Origin of the sequence: Sphingobium nicotianae (assembly GCF_018603885.1) — a bacterium.
GTDB classification, from domain to species: Bacteria; Pseudomonadota; Alphaproteobacteria; order Sphingomonadales; family Sphingomonadaceae; genus Sphingobium; species Sphingobium nicotianae.
In genome coordinates this window covers 296,808-315,882 of the sequence record NZ_JAHGAW010000001.1, presented here as the reverse complement: position 1 = coordinate 315,882, position 19,075 = coordinate 296,808, and the positions used below count along the sequence as shown (strand labels likewise).

Here is a 19,075-nt window from a genome sequence, read left to right as displayed (position 1 = left end):
GATCATCGTCGATGCTCCGCAGGCTGCCGCTCAAGACCGTGCTGATCGTCGGCCTGCTCGCCTTGCTGGCGAGCCTGGGCGGCATCTGGCTGCTGATGCGGCTGGCCGTCGTGCCGCCGACAAAGTTCGGCTGGCCGGCGGAGATGACCATCGTGGCCGGCAACGGCGCCAGGGGGCATGTCGATGGCGATGGCACGCAGGCACGTTTCAGCGATCCGTTCGCGGTGGCAATCGATGCGGGCGGCACACTCTACGTTGCGGACGCCGGGGACACCAATCGCATCCGCAAGATAGACAGGGATGGCCGCGTGACGACGCTCCCCGGCGCGTTCGACACGCCATCCGGGCTGGCGCTCGACAAGGCGGGCAATCTGATCGTCGCGGATACCGGCGCCAATGCGATCTTCAGGATCAGCCCGGCCGGCGAGGTGACAATGATCGCCGGGGACGGCATAGCGGGGTTCCGTGACGGTCCGGCAAGCCAGGCGCGGTTCAATGGACCGATCGGCGTGGCGGTAGATGCGGAAGGCAATATCTATGTCGCCGACACCTATAACGACCGCATTCGCCGCATCCGGTCCAATGGCGAGGTGACGACGCTGGCCGGCGGTGCATCGCCCGGCTTCGCGGACGGGCAGGGGCGCGACGCGGCGTTCGACACGCCCTGCGGTCTTGCGCTGGATCGAAGCGGCGCTCTTCTCGTGGCCGACATGGGCAATGATGCGATCCGCCGGGTCGGCACGGACGGCCGCGTCTCGACGCTGGCGCACAGCCTGCCCGACGAGCGCGACGGCGCGCTCAAGGCGCCTGTCGGGCTTGCGCAGACCTGGGACGGCTATGTCTATATTTCCTCCTTCCGGCGGGGCCGCATCGTGCAGATGGCGCCGTCGGGCGCGCTGCGCATCCTGACCGGGCGGGGCGCGACGCTGCAGGGCAACGACGCCATCCGTCTGGCCAGCCCGGCCGGCCTGGCGCTGGACGAGGGCGGCGCGCTCTATGTGGCGGACGCCTCCAAATATGCGGTGGTCAGGCTGAGCCCGCATCACGGCCCCGGTGCCGCAGGCGCGGCGCCGGCGTTGCGGACGGCTCCTCCCGCGCTCGTGCGGGCTGCGGCCTTTCCCTGGCCGGTGAGGCCGCAGAACGCCTGGCACGAAGTGGTGGGCGACATGGGCGAGGTGCGCGGCAATTATCTGGGCGAGAGCCGCGATCATATCCATGCCGGGCTCGATATTCATGCCGGGGTCGGCGAGACGGCGGTCGCGGTCGCCGATGAAAAGATCGCCGATCCCCTTCCGAACTGGAATTTCGATGGCCTGTCCGAGGGGCTGCGGGTCGACGCGATGACCTATATCCACATCCGGGTCGGGCGCACGGCCAGCGGAGTGCCGCTCGACCCGGGACGGTTCCAGCTCATCAGTGATGCGGATGGCCGTCTCATCCGGGTGCGCGTCAAGCGCGGCACGCGGTTCCGCGTCGGCGATCCGCTCGGCACGGTCAACCGGATGGCGCATGTCCATCTCGAGCTTGGTCCGCCGGGCGGCCAGATCAATGCCATGGCGCTGCGTTTCGTCGGCTTTTCCGATCATGTCGCGCCGACGATCGAGCGAGTGCAGATCCTGGACGGGACGGGGCAACCGCTGAGCGAGCAACGGCAGGGGCGCCTCGTCGTCCCCGTCGACAGCACGGGGCTGAGCATCGTGGCCGATGCCTGGGATCAGGTGGACGACAATGCGCCGCGGCGCCGCCTTGGCCTGTACCGTGCCGGTTTCCAGATCCTGCGCGCGGACGGGACGCCTATGCCCGGCTACGAGCGGCCGCAGGTCAACCTGCTGTTCGACCGGGTACCGCTCGATGCCGATGTCGCCAGGATCGCCTATGCCTCAGCCAGTGGCGACGCGGTGCATAGCGATCAGCCGACGCGGTTCCTGTATGTGGTGACCAATCATGTCGGCGATGGCTTCGCGCGAACCGACGCCTGGAGCCCGGCCGGACTCGCGCCGGGCGACTATATCGTGCGGATCCTCGCCGCCGACTTTGCCGGAAACACCGCGCAGGCGAACCGCGATCTGCCAATCACGGTGCAGGGGATCGCGGGTGGCGCGGCGGCGGTCAGTCCGCTAGCCGCAGCGCGACCTCGCTCATGAAGCGGGCGTCGTCGCCCCTGGCGAGCCATTCCGCCTCGCGCGACAGCGCGCCGAGCAGGTCGGCGAGAGGATCGAGCTCGCTCTTGGCGTAGTTGCCGAGCACATGCCCGGTCACGCGATCCTTGTGGCCGGGATGGCCGATGCCGATACGGACGCGGCGAAAGTCGTTGCCCAGATGCGCGTCGGTCGAGCGCAGGCCGTTATGGCCGGCGGTGCCGCCGCCGCGCTTCACCTTCATCTTCATCGGCGCGAGATCGAGCTCGTCGTGAAAGACCGTCACATCCTCGACGCCCAGCTTGTAGAAGTCCGTGGCGGCCCGGATCGATCGGCCGCTGTCGTTCATGAAGGTCTGGGGCTTGAGCAGCAGGATCTTCTCCGGGCCGATGCGGCCTTCCGCGATCAGCCCCTGGAACTTCTTCTGCCAGGGCGAGAAGCCATGATCCTGCGCGATGACGTCCAGCGCCATGAAGCCGACATTGTGGCGATGGAGCGCATATTGCGTGCCGGGATTGCCGAGGCCGACCCAGAGTTGCACGCGCATTCCCTCTCAAACACATTGGCCCGGAGCATCTCTAGCGATGCCCCGGGCCGATAGTCCATAGCAGCTGGCTTGAGGCTTATGCCTCAGCCTCGCCCTCATCCTTGGTCGTGTCGCCATCGCTCGACTTGAGCGCCGATGGCGCGACGATCGTGGCGATCGTCGCGTCCGCCTCATGGATGCCGGATTCGACGCCCTTGGGCAGCGTGACGTTGCTGAGGTGGATCGTGTCGCCGACTTCGAGGCCGGTCAGGTCGATCGCGATCTCGTCGGGAATCTCGGCCGCATCGCAGATGAGGTCCAGATCGTGACGGACGATGTTGAGCACGCCGCCGCGCTTGATGCCGGGCGAAGCCTCTTCATTCTTGAAGTGGACGGGCACGTTGACGTGCACCTTGGCATGCTCGGACACGCGCAGGAAATCGGCGTGCAGCGGACGCTCGGTAACCGGATGGAAGGCGACGTCCTTGGGGAGCGTGCGGACGGCCTTGCCGCCGACTTCGACCATCACCACCGAGTTGAAGAAGTGGCCGGTGCCGAGCAGTTTGGCGAGGAGCTTCTCCTCGACATGAACCATCGTCGGCTCTTCATTATTGCCATAAATGACGGCTGGAACGCGGCCCTCGCGACGGAGAGCGCGGGAGGCTCCCTTGCCTGCCCGATCGCGTGCCTCGGCCGACAGCGTAAGCGCATCGCTCATAACATGTCTCCAAAAGCTTGATTGTGCTATCCGCCACGCCTCCAGGGATGACCATGACGGAAGCCGGCGCGCTTAACGGCAAATCCGCGCAAAAGCAAGCGGCGCGATGCGGGGTCTGTCCCGGAACGCGCCGGAGTCTGCGGGAATGCTAGCCCAGCACTTCCTGCACGGCCGCCACCAGCGAACGAACGCGGATCGGCTTGGGGAAGTTCGGCACCTCGCCGAAGATGGCGGGCTGGCTGTCGGAAAGATAGCCGGATGTCACGAAGAATGGCACGCCATCCTGCTTGAGCCGTTCAGCGAGGGGCGCCGACGTCTCCCCCCGGCCCAGATTGATGTCGAGGATCGCCAGTGCGCAGTCATGCCGGTCGAGCAGGGCCATGGCGGTCTTCACGTCGCCGGCCGGGCCGATGACGTCGAAGCCTGAATTTTCCAGCATGGCGGCGAGGCCGAGGCCGATCAACGCTTCGTCCTCGACGACGAGGATGTTGCGTTTCACGAGCGAGGGGGCGGCCAGCATATAGGGCCAGTTTGCGCGCGCATCACGCCTGGCGGCGCCTCGCTCGCGCACGATGATCGAGGCGGCGATGATCGCGCCGGCGTGATCGAGCACCGGCGAGGGGGTGACGGTGACGGCGATCTCGTGACCGGATGCGCCGAGATGGATCGTCTCGAACATGGCGGTGCCGCTGCCGTCGCGGATGGAGGACAGCAGCGCTTCCTGCTCACGGCGCCGGTCATAGGGGATGATGCGGCTGATCGGGCGGCCGATCATGTCGGCGGCGCCGTGGCCGAGCAGGCGGGTGGCGGCGTCGTTCCAGCTCAGCACCGTGCCATGCAGGTCCATGCCGATGATCGCATCGTTCGCGCATTGGACGATCGCGGCGAGCAGCGCATTGCTGCCCGTGATGAAGGGGCCGTCGTTCCGGCTCCCGTCGCCTCTGCCATGGTCATGATCGAACTGAGTCATGCGCAAGCACCCTCTGTCGTTCGCCCCATTTAGAACCGATATGATGACCGAGTCGCGACAGACATGCAAATATATTAATCGGTTAACTCGTTAATCAGTTCGTGTTCAACTATGGACACATCTTGCGGAGACTTATTGAATTCGTGCGATGCGCCAGCCGCGTTGCGCCAACTGCGCCTGAAGACTGGCCTTGCCGATCAGATGTCCCGCCCCGACCGCGATGAAGGCGGTGCCGGGCCTGCCGGTCAGATCGGCGTCGATGATGTCGGCCCAGCGACGGTTGCGGTCGTCGATCAGCACGTGCCGCAGGCCCGGGGATCGGGCGAGCGGGGCGATGAACTCGCGCTCGAGGCGGGCGAGATCGCCGCGCGCCCAGGCGGTGTGCAGATATTGGTACAGACGCGCCGAGTTCTGCGCATCGCGGACGGCCTCCGAGAGGAGCAGGCGCTGGTCGGTCAGGCCGAGCCGATCGAACAGGCCGAGCTGGCCCGCGATGGTTTCGAGCCCCTGAACCGGTTTTCCCGCATCGGCGAAACGGCGAGCCAGGACCGCCTCGCCGGCCTCCTGCGTGGAGAGCGACAGATCGGAGGCCGCGACGCTGCCGATCAGCAGGGCCGCCGCCCAGCTCTCATAGCCGTCAATGTCGCGGAGCTCGGCGGGATGGCGCCGGAGGATATCCCGGAAACGGCGGGCATCGTCATGGCCGAGACGCGCCTCGACCCTGGGCAAGCCGGTCGACCGACCGAGCTTGTCGAACATGGCGTGGGTGCTGCGCTCGGCATCGAGGCCGGTGACTTCCAGGAACAGCCGGTCGCTATGCGCGACGGCGTCCGCGATCGCCGGTGACAGCCAGCTCTCCCCGACCGGCACGGCGTGGATCGTGCCGAACAGCCAGGCTTGACGGTCTCCCTTGACGATGTGCCAGAGGGCGGGTCGGGCCGTGGTGCCGGACTGATGGCCATGGCTGCCGATCCACCAGCCGGCCCAGCCGAGCGCGGCCAGCGCGGCCAGCAGGACGATCGGTCGCGCCCGGATCGGGCGAGGGGCGGCGGCCGTCATGGCGTCAAACCAGCGTCAGCGCTGCTTGTCGACACGGCGGGACGTCACGCCCCGCGCCTTCAGCATCGCCTGGACGCTGTGCTCGCCCGCGAGATGCCCGGCGCCGACAGCGATGAACACCGTGCCGGGCTCGTCGAGCCGGGCCTTGATCCAGTCGGCCCAGTGCGCGTTGCGATCGGTCAGCAGGATGCGCTCGAATTCGGGATTGCTGTCGATCGATTCGTTCATGAGATCGGCCAGACCATCGGGATTGCCGCTGCTCCACGCAGCGATCATCCTGCCGATCGTCTCGGTGATGGTCGGCAGTTCGTCGATCGTCTCGCTGAGCATCTGAAGCTGCAGCGCTTCGGGCATGGTCTCGAAAAAGCCGAGCTGCTGGGCGGTCGTCTCCAGGCCGATGAGCCGCTTGCCCGCTTTCTGCGCCGCACCCTCGATCGCGCGATCGGCGCCGCTCGCCGGGTCGTAGCCGCTTTTCTGGAGAGGCAGGATCGAGAGCGTGAAGGTCGCGAACCAGGGCTTCACCTTGTCGAATACCGCGGCCGGAATGTCGTTCTGCTGAAGGGCCGCCAGATATCTGGCGCCGTCAGCGGCGGGGAGGCGGCTCGACAAAGGCGGCGCGTCGGGGGCGAATGCGCGCTGGACGAGCGCTGCCTGCCCGCCGGCTGCTGCCTCGTCGCGATCGGCGATCTCCAGCACCACGTCCTGCGCCTTGTCGAAGGCCTTGCGGACAGGCCCCTCGAACCAGCGGATATTGGGCCGAAGCAGATGGATGGTGCCGAACAGATAGATCGTCGTGTCGCGATCCTTGACCACCCATAATGCCGGATGCGCGTCGATGATTTTCGCTTGCGGCGTTGCCTCTGCGGCGACGGCGGTCGTTTTCGCGAAAGCCGGTGCGGCACATGCCACGATCAGCGCGAGTGCGGCCACAGGGCCGAGGGTCCATGATTTCCAGCGCATAACGTCTTTCCTGAGCATCGCGTGCATCGCTTAGTTGGGCATGACGCGCAAGCCGCGCCGCGCCGTAGCTTGACCGCAGTTTCCCCATGCGCCAAAGCGCGCCGGTTCAATGGCCTCGGGAAAGGCTGCGGAAAAGGCGAACTGGCAAGGCCATGCAGGACAGCGCATCACCGCTGAGTTTTCAGCAATTAATCCTAACATTGCATGACTATTGGGCCGCGCAGGGCTGTGTCATCCTGCAGCCATTCGACATGCGCGTCGGCGCGGGCACGTTCCACCCCGCCACGACGCTGCGCAGCCTCGGCCCCAATCCCTGGAATTGCGCCTATGTCCAGCCCTCGCGCCGGCCGACCGACGGGCGCTATGGCGAGAATCCGAACCGGCTCCAGCATTATTACCAGTATCAGGTGATCATGAAGCCGAGCCCGCCGGATCTGCAGGATCTGTATCTCGGCTCGCTCAAGGCGATCGGCATTGATCCGCTGCTGCATGACATCCGCTTTGTCGAGGATGACTGGGAGAGCCCGACGCTCGGCGCCTGGGGGCTGGGCTGGGAAGTCTGGTGCGACGGCATGGAAGTGACGCAATTCACCTATTTCCAGCAGATGGGCGGCTTCGACTGCAAGCCGGTGGCGGGCGAGCTGACCTATGGGCTGGAGCGCCTCGCCATGTATATCCAGGGCGTCGACAGCGTGTATGACCTGGTGTTCAACGAGGCGGTGGGGAACCGCCCGGCGGTGACCTATGGCGACGTCTTCCTCGAGAATGAGCGGCAGATGTCGAAATGGAATTTCGAGGTTGCCGATACCGACAAGCTGTTCCGCTGGTTCAAGGATTGCGAGACCGAGTGCGCGGCCAGCATCGCGGCGGGCGTGCCGCTCGCGGCCTATGAGCAGGCGATCGAAGCGAGCCACGTCTTCAATCTGTTGCAGGCGCGCGGCGTGATCAGCGTGCAGGAGCGGGCAAGCTATATGGGCCGTGTGCGCGATCTCGCCAAAGGCAGCTGCGAGGCCTGGATGGCCTATAATGGGTGGGCGGAATGATGGCCGTCGCTGATCCAATTTCCGCCGTTCGCTTCGAGCGGCCGTCGAGCGAAGTCGAGACGGCCGTTCTCGACACACATCTCGACAAGCTCGATGTGCGCTCGAACCGAACGGCTGTTTTGACGGGAGGAGTGGCATGACTGACTTCCTCCTCGAACTGCGCTGCGAGGAAATCCCCGCGCGCATGCAGGCCAAGGCGAGCGAGGATCTCGCGCGGCTCTTCACCGAAAAGCTGGCCGAGGCCGGCCTGACGCCGGGCGCTCTCACCAGCTATGTGACGCCACGCCGCCTTGCCCTCATCGCGCACGACCTGCCGCTCGCGACACAGGCGGTGAGCGAGGAGTTTAAGGGCCCGCGCACCTCGGCGCCACCGCAGGCGCTGGAGGGCTTCCTGCGCAAGACCGGTCTGACGCAGGACCAGCTCGAGGATCGCGACGGCGTCTGGTTCGCGACGGTGGAGAAGCCGGGGCGGGCGACCGCCGATGTGCTCGCCGAGGCGATCCCGGCGATCGTCCGCGCCTTCCCCTGGCCCAAGTCGATGCGCTGGGGCGATGCCAGTCTGTCTACCGAGAGCTTGCGCTGGGTGCGCCCGCTGCAAGGCATCATCGCGCTGCTGGGCAACGAGGTCGTGCCGTTCGCGATCGAGGATGTCATCGCCGATCGGGTTACCGCCGGACATCGCTTTCATTTCGATGGGCGGATTTCGGTCGAGAGTGCAAAGACTTATGCCGCGCAGCTGCGGGCCGCTCATGTCATCGTCGATCAGGACGAGCGCAAGGCGATCATCGAGACGCGGGCCAATGCGCTGGCGGCCGAGGCCGGACTGGAACTGATCCCGGACGCAGGGCTGATCGCGGAGAATGCTGGCCTCACCGAATGGCCGGTGCCGCTGCTCGGGCGGTTCGACCCGGCCTTTCTCGAGGTGCCGCCGGAAGTCATCCAGCTGACCCTGCGGATCAACCAGAAATATTTCGTGCTGCGCGAGGCCAATGATTCTGAGGCCGGGGCGCTGGCCAATGCCTTCATCTGCACCGCCAATATCGAGGCGAAGGACGGCGGCAGGGCCATCGTCGAGGGCAATGGCAAGGTGCTGGCTGCGCGTCTCTCCGACGCCCGCTTCTTCTGGGAGCAGGACAAGAAGACGAAGCTGGAGGATCACGCGAAGAAGCTCTCGCGGATCACTTTCCATGAAAAGCTGGGGACGGTCGCCGACAAGGTCGAGCGCGTGGCGAAGCTGGCGCGCTGGCTGGTCGAAAGCGATATCGTCACCCCAGCGAAAGCTGGGGTCTCTTCCGAGGGCAGCGCCCCGTCGCCCGAGATGCCAGCTTTCGCTGGCATGACGAAGGAGGAGTTGGCCGACCTCGCCGAACAGGCCGCGCGACTCGCCAAGGCCGATCTCGTCACCGAGATGGTGGGCGAGTTCCCCGAGCTTCAGGGGCTTATGGGCGGCTATTATGCCCGCGCCGAAGGGCTGCCGGACGCCGTCGCCGATGCGATCCGCGATCACTACAAGCCGGTGGGGCAGGGGGATGAGGTTCCGACGGCGCCGGTAACGGTGGCGGTGTCGCTGGCGGATAAGCTGGATACGTTGATGTGCTTCTTCGCAATTGGTGAGAAGCCGACCGGTTCCAAAGATCCTTTCGCTCTGCGCCGTGCGGCATTGTCCGTTATTCGGCTTGTACTTCAGAATGGATTGCGGTTCAGCCTCGACGACACGCTGGAAGCGATGACCGACGTCATTGCCGCCCGCCGTTCAGATGACGGAGAAGAGCAGCATCGCCGAGATATTCTCGATGGCGTGTTGTTATCCGAAATTGCGACCGGGGATGCCGGCCTCGTCTGGTTTTTCGTGGAGCGCCTCAAGGTTCAGCAACGAGAAGCTGGCGTTCGCCACGATCTTATCGACGCCGTGTTTGCGCTCGGCGGCGAGGACGACCTTTGCCGTGTGCTTGCCCGCGTGAAGGCGCTCCAGTCCTTCGTTACCACCGAGGACGGCACCAACCTGCTCGCGGGCTACAAGCGCGCGGCGAACATCCTCAAGAAGGAGCGGCCCGAGACCGGCACGCAGAGCGATGCGGGCGAGGAAGATCCCGGCGAGGCGCTGACCGATCCCGATGTTGCCGAGGCGATCCGGGTGCATGACGCCTTGCCGCCGGCCTATACGCTGGAGCCGGCCGAGGCGGCGTTGATCGCCGCGCTCGATGCCGCCGAGCCGCGCGCGGATGCCGCGGTCGTCGCCGAGGATTTCGAAGGCGCCATGGCCGCGCTTGCTGGGCTGCGGGCGCCGATCGATGCCTTTTTTACTGCCGTTACGGTCAACGATCCGGACCCGGCGAAGCGGGATTCGCGGTTAAATCTGTTGACCCGCATTCGTGCTGCGGTGCACAAAGTGGCGGACTTTTCACGAATAGAAGGTTAGGGCGCCGGCAACAAACCGGATGGAACCGGCTCGTCCACGAGACATTTTCGGTCGCGCACAGGCTTAGGTATCAACAGGAAGTTCCGATGAGCAAATATGTCTTTCGCTTCGGTGGCGGTGTCGATGATGGCGGCAAGGGCGACAAGAATCTGCTGGGCGGCAAGGGCGCCAATCTCGACGGCATGGCGGCGATCGGCCTGCCGGTGCCGCCGGGCTTCACGATCACGACCGAGATGTGCACGCGCTATTATGCGGACGGCGAGACCTATCCGGAGAGCCTGAACGCGGAGGTCGCGAACGGCATCGCCCATATCGAGGCGGTCACGGGCAAAAAGTTCGGCGATGCGGGCGATCCGCTACTCGTCTCGGTGCGCTCGGGCGCGCGCGTCTCGATGCCCGGCATGATGGACACGGTGCTCAATCTTGGCCTCAACGATCAGACGGTCGAGGGGCTGGCGGCGGTATCGGGAGACGCGCGCTTCGCCTGGGACAGCTATCGCCGCTTCATCCAGATGTATTCGGACGTGGTGCTGGAGCTCGACCATGGCAAGTTCGAGGAAGCGCTGGAGATCGCCAAGGAGGATCGCGGCGCCTATCTCGACACCGAGCTGACCGCCGACGACTGGCGGGCGCTGGTCGACGAATATAAGGCGCTGGTGCTCAAGCAGTGGGGCAAGCCCTTCCCGCAGGACGTGCATGAGCAGCTCTGGGGCGCGATCGGCGCGGTGTTCGGATCGTGGCAGGCGGACCGGGCCAAGGTCTATCGCCGCCTCAACAATATTCCCGGCGACTGGGGCACGGCGGTCAACGTGCAGGCCATGGTGTTCGGCAATATGGGCGACACCTCAGCGACGGGCGTCGCCTTCACGCGCGATCCGGCGACGGGTGAGAATGCCTATTATGGCGAATATCTGATCAATGCGCAGGGCGAGGATGTCGTCGCCGGCATCCGCACGCCGCAATATCTGACGACCGCCGCGCGCGAGCGGGCAGGCGCCAAGCCGCTCAGCATGGAAGAGGCGCTGCCCGAGACCTATGCGGAGCTGGCGAACGTCTTCCACATCCTCGAGACGCATTATCGCGACATGCAGGACATCGAGTTCACCGTGCAGCAGGGCAAGCTCTGGATGCTCCAGACCCGCTCGGGCAAGCGCACGGCCAAGGCAGCGCTCAAGATCGCGGTGGACATGGCGAATGAAGGGCTGATCACGCGCGAGGAAGCGGTCGCCCGCGTCGATGCGAATGCGCTCGACCAGCTGCTCCACCCGACGCTCGACCCCAAGGCGCCGCGCGATGTGCTGACCAAGGGGCTTCCGGCCAGCCCGGGCGCGGCCTCCGGCCAGATCGTGTTCGATGCCGAAACGGCCGAGCGGCTCAATGAGCTGGGCGAGGCGGTCATTCTAGTGCGCATCGAGACCAGTCCCGAGGATATTCACGGCATGCATGCCGCCAAGGGCATCCTGACGGCGCGCGGCGGCATGACCAGCCATGCGGCGGTGGTGGCGCGCGGCATGGGGCGCCCCTGCGTCTCGGGCGCGGGCGGCATCTCGATCGACGCGCCCAACCGGCTGCTGCGCATCGGCGAGCGGCTTCTCAAGGAGCGCGACATCATCACGATCGACGGTGCGACCGGCGAGGTGATGGCGGGCGAGGTGCCGACGGTACAGCCCGAGCTGGCGGGCGACTTCGGCACGCTGATGGTATGGGCGGACGGGGTGCGCCGTCTCAAGGTGCGCGCCAATGCCGAGACCCCGGCCGACTGCAAGACCGCGCGCGAATTCGGCGCGGAAGGCGTGGGCCTGTGCCGCACCGAGCATATGTTCTTCGATGCCGAGCGGATCACCAATGTCCGTCAGATGATCCTGGCCGAGACCGAGGCCGGGCGGCGCGAGGCGCTGGCCAAGCTGCTGCCCGCCCAGCGCGCCGACTTCTTCGGGATCTTCACCGAGATGGCCGGGCTCCCCGTGACCATCCGCCTGCTCGATCCGCCGCTGCACGAATTTCTGCCGCATGAGGATGTCGACTTCGCCGACGTTGCCGCGGCTGCAGGCGTCAGCGTCGAGATTCTCAAGCGCCGGGCGGCCGAACTGCACGAGTTCAATCCGATGCTCGGCCATCGCGGATGCCGGCTCGGCGTCACCTATCCCGAAATCTACGAGATGCAGGCGCGCGCCATCTTCGAGGCGGCGCTGGACGTCGCCAAGGCCAGCGGTGAGGCGCCGATCCCCGAGGTCATGATCCCGCTGGTCGCCACCAGGCGCGAGCTGGAGCTGATGAAGGACATCGTCGACAAGACCGCAAAGGCCGTGTTCGCCGAGCGCGGCGCGAGCGTCGACTATCTCGTCGGCACGATGATCGAGCTGCCGCGCGCGGCGCTGAAGGCCGGCGAGATTGCCGAAGTCGGCGAGTTCTTCTCGTTCGGCACCAATGACCTGACGCAAACCACGATCGGCATCAGCCGCGATGATGCTGGCCGGTTCCTGACGCAATATGTCGACAAGGGCATTTTCGCGCGGGATCCGTTCATCAGCCTTGATGTTGAGGGCGTCGGCGAGCTGATCCAGATCGCCGCCGAGCGGGGCAGGGCGACGCGCGCCGGCATCAAGCTCGGCATTTGCGGCGAGCATGGCGGCGATCCGGCCAGCATCGCCTTTTGCGAGCAGACCGGCCTCGATTATGTCAGCGCCTCGCCCTATCGCGTGCCGATCGCGCGGCTCGCGGCGGCGCAGGCGGCCCTGGCGAAGAAATGATCCTTCTCGCCGCGCTGCTGCAGGGCGGCACCGTGGCGGATCTGGACGCGGAACTGCGCGCGGCAAACAGTGCGACCGCCGTGATCCAGAAGCGGTGCGCCGTGCCGATCCGTGCGGAGGTTGATCGGACGGCGGAGAAGGCGGCAAGCGGGCAGGTGAAGGCCGATCTGGGCGCCGGCGAGGACACCAGGCTCGTCTATCGGCTCGTGCGCCTCACATGCGGCGATGTCGTCTATTCGCGCGCCGAGAACTGGTATCGACCCGATCGGCTGACCGAGGCGATGAACCGCGCGTTGCTGTCCGGCGACACGCCTTTCGGAGTCGTGATCAAGCCGCTCGCGCCGACCCGGCGCACGCTGGCAACCGAATTCCCTGATGAAAAGAATGCCATCCTGCGGCATCGCGCGGTCGTCCTGTCGGGCCAGGGCGCACCGCTCGCCGAGGTTGTCGAGACCTATACGCCAGCTCTGCCGCTGGCGGCGCCGCCGATACGATAAACCTGCTCCCCGCAGGTCAAAAAAGGGGTTGCCATGCGCTGCCCCCGAGACTATCTGCGCCTCTCCCAAGCCGCCCAGGCGGCCTGAAATTGGCGATGCACCCGTAGCTCAGCTGGATAGAGCATCAGACTACGAATCTGAGGGTCGGACGTTCGAATCGTTCCGGGTGCGCCAAATCAAAAGGGCTCTTCGCGAGGAGGGCCCTTTTGATTTGGTGATCCCATCGCGGTCGCGGACGATGGCTATCCATCGGTGGCTTTAAGGATCAGCGCAGCTATTTCCCGCGGGTGGGAGATAAGCGAAACATGGCTCGATCGGAGCTCCACCGTCCGCGCGCCCATCCGCGACGCCATATAGCGCTGCAATTGGGGGTTGATCGTGCGGTCTTCCGTCGACACGGCGTAGAAGCTGGGCTTGGTTCGCCAGGCCGCCTGGGTGGTGCGGCCGGACAAAAGCGCCCTGCGGAACGGCTGCTGAACGGCGAAGAGCGCGCGCGCCTTGGCGGCGGGAAGATCGCCTGCGAAGTCCCGCAGGAAGGCTTGCTCCGACAGCCGGCCCTCATCCCCATCGTAGATGATCCCCGCCGATGCCGGCGGCGAGGGGAAGCGGGCCGCGAGGGCCGCGTAATCTTCGCCTGCGTCGGGGGCCCGGGCCGCCACATAGACGAGCGCGGAGACATTCGAATGAACCCCGGCCTCGGTCACGATCATCCCGGAGAAGGAGTGGCCTGCCAGCACTGTTGGCCCCACCTGCCGATCAAGTACCTTGCGGCAGGCAGCCACCGCATCTTCCAGCGTTGTCAGTGGGTTCTGGACGGAAGTCACATTGAGCCCCCGTGCCTGAAGACGCGGAATGATCTCCGACCAGCTCGATCCATCGGCAAATAGGCCGTGGACGAGGACGACATTGTTGGCTCGTTCCGGCTTCCGCGCGGCTTGGGCGCTCGCTCTGGACGGGACTGCGGCAGCCGCGGCTCCCATCAACAGCGAGGTGGCGAATGTCCGGCGATCCATATCCATGTCGGCCTCCTTGGTCTGAATCTTCCTTGAATTGCCATGGCGTTGCTGTGAGCAATAGCGTGCACGCGTAAGGCCGGCGATGAAAGCCTCCTTCAGCTCTTTCCGCATCGGCCTCAAAGGTGATGAGAGCGATCGCGTCGCACTTTGGTGCGACAAAGGCGAGCGATCAATGACTTGCGCCGGCCAGGCAGGCATTATCACTGGTGAGTGGGGCCGGTCAGCGTCGCTCGAAAGGCGTCTTCCTCGCCGGACGAATCCGGCGAAATGCCCCAAGATCTGCGCGTTTGCGCGTGGTGCATTAATCGTTCCGTGAATATTCGTCAGTATGGCGATGCTTTCGACACAAGTGACGAAGGCAGGCATTTGTCCACTCCCGCATTGCTGTATAGCCCCGCTCTCTTCGTGACGGGCGCGCTCGTGATGGGGTATAGCCTCGTCCGGCAGACCATGCGCGCCGAGCAGGGACAGAACGCCGGCAATATGCTGCCGAAGATCCGCAAGGCGGCCCGTGTTTCCGGGCGGATGATCGGCCGGCCCGATGTCATTCTCACCGCGCGACAGCAGAAGCGCAAGCTCGCCGGCATCGACCATGACCTGCTGCGCGGTGGTCTGACGCGGCATGTTTTCGGCCCCTTCTGTTGCGCGAGCTGGAGCGGGCAGGACAAGCTCGACCGGCTCGTCGATCATTTCGAGACGGTGCGCGACCTGGGCGGGATCCTTTCACCCGCGCATGATCACGTCCGAATTCTCTGCACACTCGACAGTCTCGGCGCCGACTACAGCCTACGGATCGACGAAGCGAACTGGATGAGCAGCGACGGACTGACCGTCCTCAGCCTCTGGAAGGGCGCTGATCGCCTGTTCTCGATCACGTTCCTGTTTTCGTCAGCCAATGGCGGTCTCACTTGTTTGGTCGGCGGGTTGCAGGGCCGCGGCGGCGAGGAGATGCTGACGCTGTATCGCGAGATGACCAAGGAAGCGCATGGCCTGCGCCCGCGCGACCTGATGATCGAATTGCACCGGATGGTCTGCTATGCGCTCGGCGTTCGCCGCATCTATGCGGTCGCGGATAGCGCCCGCTATTGCCGGGATGCCTATTACGGCGCCGAGGGACGGTCCGTCACCAGCTTCAACTATGATGCCGCCTGGATCGATCGCGGCGGCGCGCAGATCAGCGCCGACTGGTTCGAGCTGCCGATCGCGCCGGTGCGCCGCGCGGCGGAGGATATTCCCGCCAAGAAGCGCAGCCTCTATCGCCAGCGCTACGAGATGCTCGATCGGCTCGCCGACGAGGTCAGGACTGCCGTCGAGGCCGCGATTCCGGCTCCTCCGGTCCCCACGCTCATCGCGCGCCTGATGGACAGCGCGTTCCCCGCCTCGGCGAGCTGGGCGCCGCCGGCCATGGCTCCCATTGCCTATAGCGACGCGGTGAGCCTGGACAAATCGACGAACTGAGCTGCAACGGCGCTGCGCGCGCCATCGCATCGCCCATTCAGCGCTTGATGATCAACGAGGCGGGACGCTTGCGCGGCACCCATTCGCCCTTGCCCGGGAAATTCTTGAGCACTTCGCCATCCCACAGGCGCACGGTCCGCCGGTGGAACAGCCATTTGCCGTCCACGTCCTTGATGGCATGATCGTCGTACCAGCCGGTGAAGCGTAGCAGATAAGGCGGCTCGCCTTCGCATTCGGTCACGAAGGCGAACGAGCGCATCTTCACCGATCCGTCGTCCTGCGGCATATATTGGGTCTGCGTGACATGATGCTGGCGGCCGGGGAAACCGGGGGCGTTGCGATAATGTTCGGCAATGCCGCGAATGCCGTCATGGCCTTCCCAGATGTCCGGATCGTCGAAAACTTCCTCGACCATGCGCGCGTCCGGCGTGAAGCAGGCGACGAGCGCATCGACGTCCCCCGTGTCCAGCGCCCAGCTGTAATTGGCGATGAGATCCTGCAGGCCGAGTCGGTCTTCGATCTTCAATGTCACGTCCATTCTCTCCTGATTTTGCGGCAGTCATATTTTCGGCCGGCTTTAGGACAATTTGATACAGTTTCAAAGCTTGCCGCGCCCGGAATTTAATGCAAATGCGCCGCAATTGCATAGAAAAGCCGCAGTTTTCTCGGGTTTTTCGTGAGGCCGAGGTACGCGATACTCCCGCCCCCATGGGAACTCCAGTCAGGAAAGTGACAGCTTTTGCGCTCTATGACCAAGTAGCCCCAGTCAACGAGGCCGTGAACTCCCGCATGACAAGACCTCTCCGCCTTTCCGCGCTGCTCCTGACGGCTGCCTCGACGTCGCTGACCGGTTCACAACTGCATGCGCAAGGGACGCCGCAGGGCAACGGCCTCAACCAGGAGGATGACGAGGACATCGTCGTCACGGGCCAGCGCGAGCGCGGCGCGGTCGTCGGCGACATCAAGCCGGAAGAGCAATATAATGCGGCGGATATTCGCGCGCTCGGCGTCAGCACCGTCAGCGACCTGCTGACCGAACTCGGCCCGCAGCTGACCAGCGCCAGCGGCAAGCCGCCGGTGACCTTGCTCGAAGGGCACCGAATTTCCAGCTTCCGCGAAATCGCGTCGCTGCCGGCCGAGGCGATCGCCCGCGTCGACATCCTGCCCGAGGAGGTCGGCCTGCGTTACGGCTATGACGCCGACCAGAAGGTCATGAACATCGTCCTGCGCCAGCGCTTCCGCGCCTTCACGGCGGAAGCGACCGTGAAGGCGCCGACGGCGGGGCAGGCCGTGAACCAGGACTATAATGGCGGGCACCTGACCATTCGCCGTGGCCAGCGGCTGAACATCAATGCCGAATATAGCCGCACCGGCGACATTCTGGAGACCGACCGGGGGCTGATCAGCCCGGAAAGCGCGGCGCGGACCCTGTCGCCCGAGCGCGAGACGATGACGCTCAACGGGAGCTGGAACAAGCCGCTGACCGAGCGCACCCAGGCGACCCTCACCGGCGAGATCAGCACGAGCCGCAGCGAGAGCCTCGTCGGTCTGGCGCTGCCGTCAGTCATCATTCCGGGCGGCACACCGTATGCCAATGGCGCCGCAGACCGCATCTTCTATCCGACCGCGCCGGTGCCCAATTCGCTCGATCGTTCGTCCAGCGCGCAGAACGGGCAGATCGGCCTCACCGTCAACGCGATGCGCAGTGCAGGGCAGTGGACGCTCACGGCCAATTATGCGCGATCGGAAACGCGCGGCCTCACCGATCGCCCTTACAATCTCTCCGACTATACGACCGCGCTCGAGAATGGGGATGCCACCGCCAATCCGGCGCTACCGGTGGCTGCGCAATATCTCATCGCGCGCGCGGCGGACGATACGCAGAGCCGGCAGGACACGGCCGACGTCACCTTCATCTATAATCGCTCGCTGTTCCGGCTGCCGGCGGGCGAGGTGCAGGCCACGGCGAAGCTGGGCGGCTCGCTGATGCGGCTCGAAAGCGATCAGGAGCGCGATCTCATTACGACCCCGCGCCGCATCGGGCGGGACAGCGGCAGCGGCTCGCTCACTCTGTCCTTCCCGATCACAGCCGCGAGCAGCAAGATCGGGCGGATATCCGCCAACATGACCGGAGGGGTCGATCAGCTCTCCGACGCCGGCACATTGGGGAGCTATACGCTCGGCCTGAACTGGACGCCCAGGAAGGGCATCAACGTCTCGGCCTCCTATCGCAGCCAGCAGATCGCGCCGACCCCGTCGCAGCTCGGCGACCCGCGCACCGTCACCCAGTTCGTGCCGGTGTTCGATTATGTGGTGGGCAAGAGCGTGCTGGTGACGACGATCACCGGCGGCAATCCGCTGCTCAACGATGCGCGCGACAGCAGCTATCGCCTCGGCCTGAACCTGGCGGTGCTGCAGGATCCGAGCCTCAGCCTGAGCGTGGATTACAGCCATCGCACCACCCGCGGCGGCATCACCGGCTTTCCGGGCATCACGGAGGAAACGGCGGCGGCCTTCCCGACGCGGTTCACGCGCGACGCCAGCGGTCAGCTCACCCAGGTCGATCTGCGTCCGATCAACATCACCGAACAGTCGCGCAATTCGTTGCGCTGGGGCATCAATTTCAGCAAGCGGCTGAAGACGCCGCAGAGCCAGATCAACGCGATGCGCGAGGCATTTCAGCGCCGCTTTCCCAATGGCGTGCCGCCGGGTGGTCCGGGCGGCGAGCGTCGGAGGGGCGATGGCGCCGGGGCCGGGCAGGAGCGCACGGTGCCGCAGACCGATCAGGCTGCCGGCCCCAATGGCCAGCCCGCGACCGGCGACGGGCAGACGATCGTGGTCGATGGCCGTCCACAGGTCGCCCCGGCAGGCGGACCGCCGTTCGGCGGCTTTGGCGGCCCCGGTGGACCGGGAGGCCCTGGGGGTCCGGGTGGCCCCGGGGGGGCAGGCGGTCCTGGCGGCCCTGGCGGTGGCGGCCGTGGTGCGGGCGGCGGTCGCTTCGGCAATTTCGGCAATGGTCCGGGCGGTGGCGGCGGACGGATCAATGTCTCGCTTTATCATACCTGGACCTTGGGCAGCACAACGCAGCTCGCCTCGACCTTGCCGGTGCTCGATCTGCTTGATGGCGATTCGCTGGGCGGCGGGGCAGGCCCATCGCGGCATCAAGTCCAGCTGCAGGCCGGCGTCTCGCAGAGCGGCTATGGCTTGCGCCTGACCGGCGACTGGAAGAGCGCGACGCGGATCAACGGAACGGCCGGCGTGCCGACCAGCCAGCTTCGCTTCGGCGATCTGGCGACGCTCAACCTGCGCCTGTTCGCCAATCTGGCGCAGATGCCCAAGCTGGTCGAGAAGGCGCGTATCCTGCGCGGCGTCCGGATCGAGGCGGGCGTCGACAATGTCTTCAACGCGCGCCAGACGGTGACGGACGGGACGGGGGCGGTGCCGTTCGCCTATCAGCCCGCCTATCTCGATCCGCTTGGCCGGGTGGTGCGGGTCAGCATCCGGAAGCTGTTCTTCTGATC

General features: G+C 65.7%; 14 protein-coding genes and 1 tRNA gene. 8 read left to right on the top strand and 7 right to left on the bottom strand.

What is annotated here, in order from left to right:
* Positions 1–11 precede the first annotated feature (11 nt).
* Positions 12–2,144: an NHL repeat-containing protein gene (locus KK488_RS01600; protein ID WP_214621372.1), complete on the top strand. Its 2,133-nt coding sequence runs from the start codon at positions 12–14 to the stop codon at positions 2,142–2,144.
* Here the strand turns inward: KK488_RS01600 and pth are convergent.
* From pth to KK488_RS01575, 5 genes are all read right to left on the bottom strand, one after another.
* A complete protein-coding gene (gene pth, locus KK488_RS01595) occupies positions 2,110–2,679 on the bottom strand; it encodes an aminoacyl-tRNA hydrolase (protein WP_214621613.1) in 570 nt (189 codons plus the stop codon). The genes KK488_RS01600 and pth overlap by 35 nt on opposite strands.
* An 82-nt stretch (positions 2,680–2,761) precedes the next feature.
* Positions 2,762–3,382 (bottom strand): 50S ribosomal protein L25/general stress protein Ctc, encoded by a 621-nt coding sequence (locus KK488_RS01590; protein WP_214621371.1) that lies wholly within the window; start codon positions 3,380–3,382, stop codon positions 2,762–2,764.
* Between the two features lie 148 nt (positions 3,383–3,530).
* Complete coding sequence (locus tag KK488_RS01585) at positions 3,531–4,352, bottom strand: PAS domain S-box protein (protein WP_214621370.1); 822 nt, start codon at positions 4,350–4,352, stop codon at positions 3,531–3,533.
* A 132-nt stretch (positions 4,353–4,484) separates the two neighbouring features.
* Positions 4,485–5,411, bottom strand: a complete 927-nt coding sequence (locus KK488_RS01580) for a TraB/GumN family protein (RefSeq protein WP_214621369.1) — start codon at positions 5,409–5,411, stop codon at positions 4,485–4,487.
* Between the two features lie 15 nt (positions 5,412–5,426).
* A complete protein-coding gene (locus tag KK488_RS01575) occupies positions 5,427–6,371 on the bottom strand; it encodes a TraB/GumN family protein (RefSeq protein WP_250889971.1) in 945 nt (314 codons plus the stop codon).
* A 152-nt stretch (positions 6,372–6,523) separates the two neighbouring features.
* Between KK488_RS01575 and KK488_RS01570 the strand changes: the two genes are divergently transcribed.
* The 5 genes from KK488_RS01570 to KK488_RS01550 all read left to right on the top strand — a co-directional run bounded on the left by KK488_RS01570 (position 6,524) and on the right by KK488_RS01550 (position 13,254).
* A complete protein-coding gene (locus KK488_RS01570) occupies positions 6,524–7,414 on the top strand; it encodes a glycine--tRNA ligase subunit alpha (protein ID WP_214621368.1) in 891 nt (296 codons plus the stop codon).
* Between the two features lie 136 nt (positions 7,415–7,550).
* Positions 7,551–9,833, top strand: a complete 2,283-nt coding sequence (gene glyS, locus KK488_RS01565) for a glycine--tRNA ligase subunit beta (protein WP_214621367.1) — start codon at positions 7,551–7,553, stop codon at positions 9,831–9,833.
* Positions 9,834–9,919: 86 nt separating this feature from the next.
* Entirely contained in the window at positions 9,920–12,583 is a 2,664-nt protein-coding gene (ppdK, locus tag KK488_RS01560) for a pyruvate, phosphate dikinase (RefSeq protein WP_214621366.1), read from the top strand.
* The gene (locus KK488_RS01555) at positions 12,580–13,080 is read left to right on the top strand and encodes a hypothetical protein (RefSeq protein ID WP_214621365.1); all 501 of its coding nucleotides are present in this window, start codon (positions 12,580–12,582) and stop codon (positions 13,078–13,080) included. Before ppdK ends, KK488_RS01555 begins: the two co-directional genes overlap by 4 nt.
* A 97-nt stretch (positions 13,081–13,177) precedes the next feature.
* A tRNA-Arg gene (locus KK488_RS01550) sits at positions 13,178–13,254 on the top strand.
* 68 nt (positions 13,255–13,322) lie between these two features.
* Here KK488_RS01550 and KK488_RS01545 read toward each other — a convergent pair.
* Entirely contained in the window at positions 13,323–14,207 is an 885-nt protein-coding gene (locus tag KK488_RS01545) for an alpha/beta fold hydrolase (RefSeq protein WP_250889970.1), read from the bottom strand.
* Positions 14,208–14,501: 294 nt separating this feature from the next.
* Here KK488_RS01545 and KK488_RS01540 point away from each other — a divergent pair, with 294 nt between their 5' ends.
* Entirely contained in the window at positions 14,502–15,554 is a 1,053-nt protein-coding gene (locus tag KK488_RS01540; protein ID WP_214621364.1) for a DUF535 family protein, read from the top strand.
* A 37-nt stretch (positions 15,555–15,591) separates the two neighbouring features.
* On the opposite strand, the gene KK488_RS01535 is transcribed toward KK488_RS01540, so the two are convergent.
* On the bottom strand, positions 15,592–16,092 hold the full coding sequence (locus KK488_RS01535; RefSeq protein ID WP_214621363.1) for a nuclear transport factor 2 family protein: 501 nt from the start codon (positions 16,090–16,092) through the stop codon (positions 15,592–15,594).
* Positions 16,093–16,343: 251 nt separating this feature from the next.
* On the opposite strand from KK488_RS01535, the gene KK488_RS01530 reads away from it, so the two are divergent.
* The gene (locus KK488_RS01530; protein WP_214621362.1) at positions 16,344–19,073 is read left to right on the top strand and encodes a porin family protein; all 2,730 of its coding nucleotides are present in this window, start codon (positions 16,344–16,346) and stop codon (positions 19,071–19,073) included.
* Positions 19,074–19,075: the final 2 nt, after the last annotated feature.

Excerpts from the sequence above, each read along its gene's own strand:
- KK488_RS01535 (WP_214621363.1), bottom strand. The coding sequence starts at position 16,092 with ATGGACGTGACATTGAAGATCGAAGACCGACTCGGCCTGCAGGATCTC.
- ppdK (WP_214621366.1), top strand. The coding sequence starts at position 9,920 with ATGAGCAAATATGTCTTTCGCTTCGGTGGCGGTGTCGATGATGGCGGC.
- KK488_RS01575 (WP_250889971.1), bottom strand. The coding sequence starts at position 6,371 with ATGCGCTGGAAATCATGGACCCTCGGCCCTGTGGCCGCACTCGCGCTG.
- KK488_RS01590 (WP_214621371.1), bottom strand. The coding sequence starts at position 3,382 with ATGAGCGATGCGCTTACGCTGTCGGCCGAGGCACGCGATCGGGCAGGC.
- KK488_RS01555 (WP_214621365.1), top strand. The coding sequence starts at position 12,580 with ATGATCCTTCTCGCCGCGCTGCTGCAGGGCGGCACCGTGGCGGATCTG.
- KK488_RS01545 (WP_250889970.1), bottom strand. The coding sequence starts at position 14,207 with ATGCGGAAAGAGCTGAAGGAGGCTTTCATCGCCGGCCTTACGCGTGCA.
- KK488_RS01570 (WP_214621368.1), top strand. The coding sequence starts at position 6,524 with ATGCAGGACAGCGCATCACCGCTGAGTTTTCAGCAATTAATCCTAACA.
- glyS (WP_214621367.1), top strand. The coding sequence starts at position 7,551 with ATGACTGACTTCCTCCTCGAACTGCGCTGCGAGGAAATCCCCGCGCGC.
- KK488_RS01530 (WP_214621362.1), top strand. The coding sequence starts at position 16,344 with ATGACAAGACCTCTCCGCCTTTCCGCGCTGCTCCTGACGGCTGCCTCG.
- KK488_RS01600 (WP_214621372.1), top strand. The coding sequence starts at position 12 with ATGCTCCGCAGGCTGCCGCTCAAGACCGTGCTGATCGTCGGCCTGCTC.
- KK488_RS01580 (WP_214621369.1), bottom strand. The coding sequence starts at position 5,411 with ATGACGGCCGCCGCCCCTCGCCCGATCCGGGCGCGACCGATCGTCCTG.
- KK488_RS01585 (WP_214621370.1), bottom strand. The coding sequence starts at position 4,352 with ATGACTCAGTTCGATCATGACCATGGCAGAGGCGACGGGAGCCGGAAC.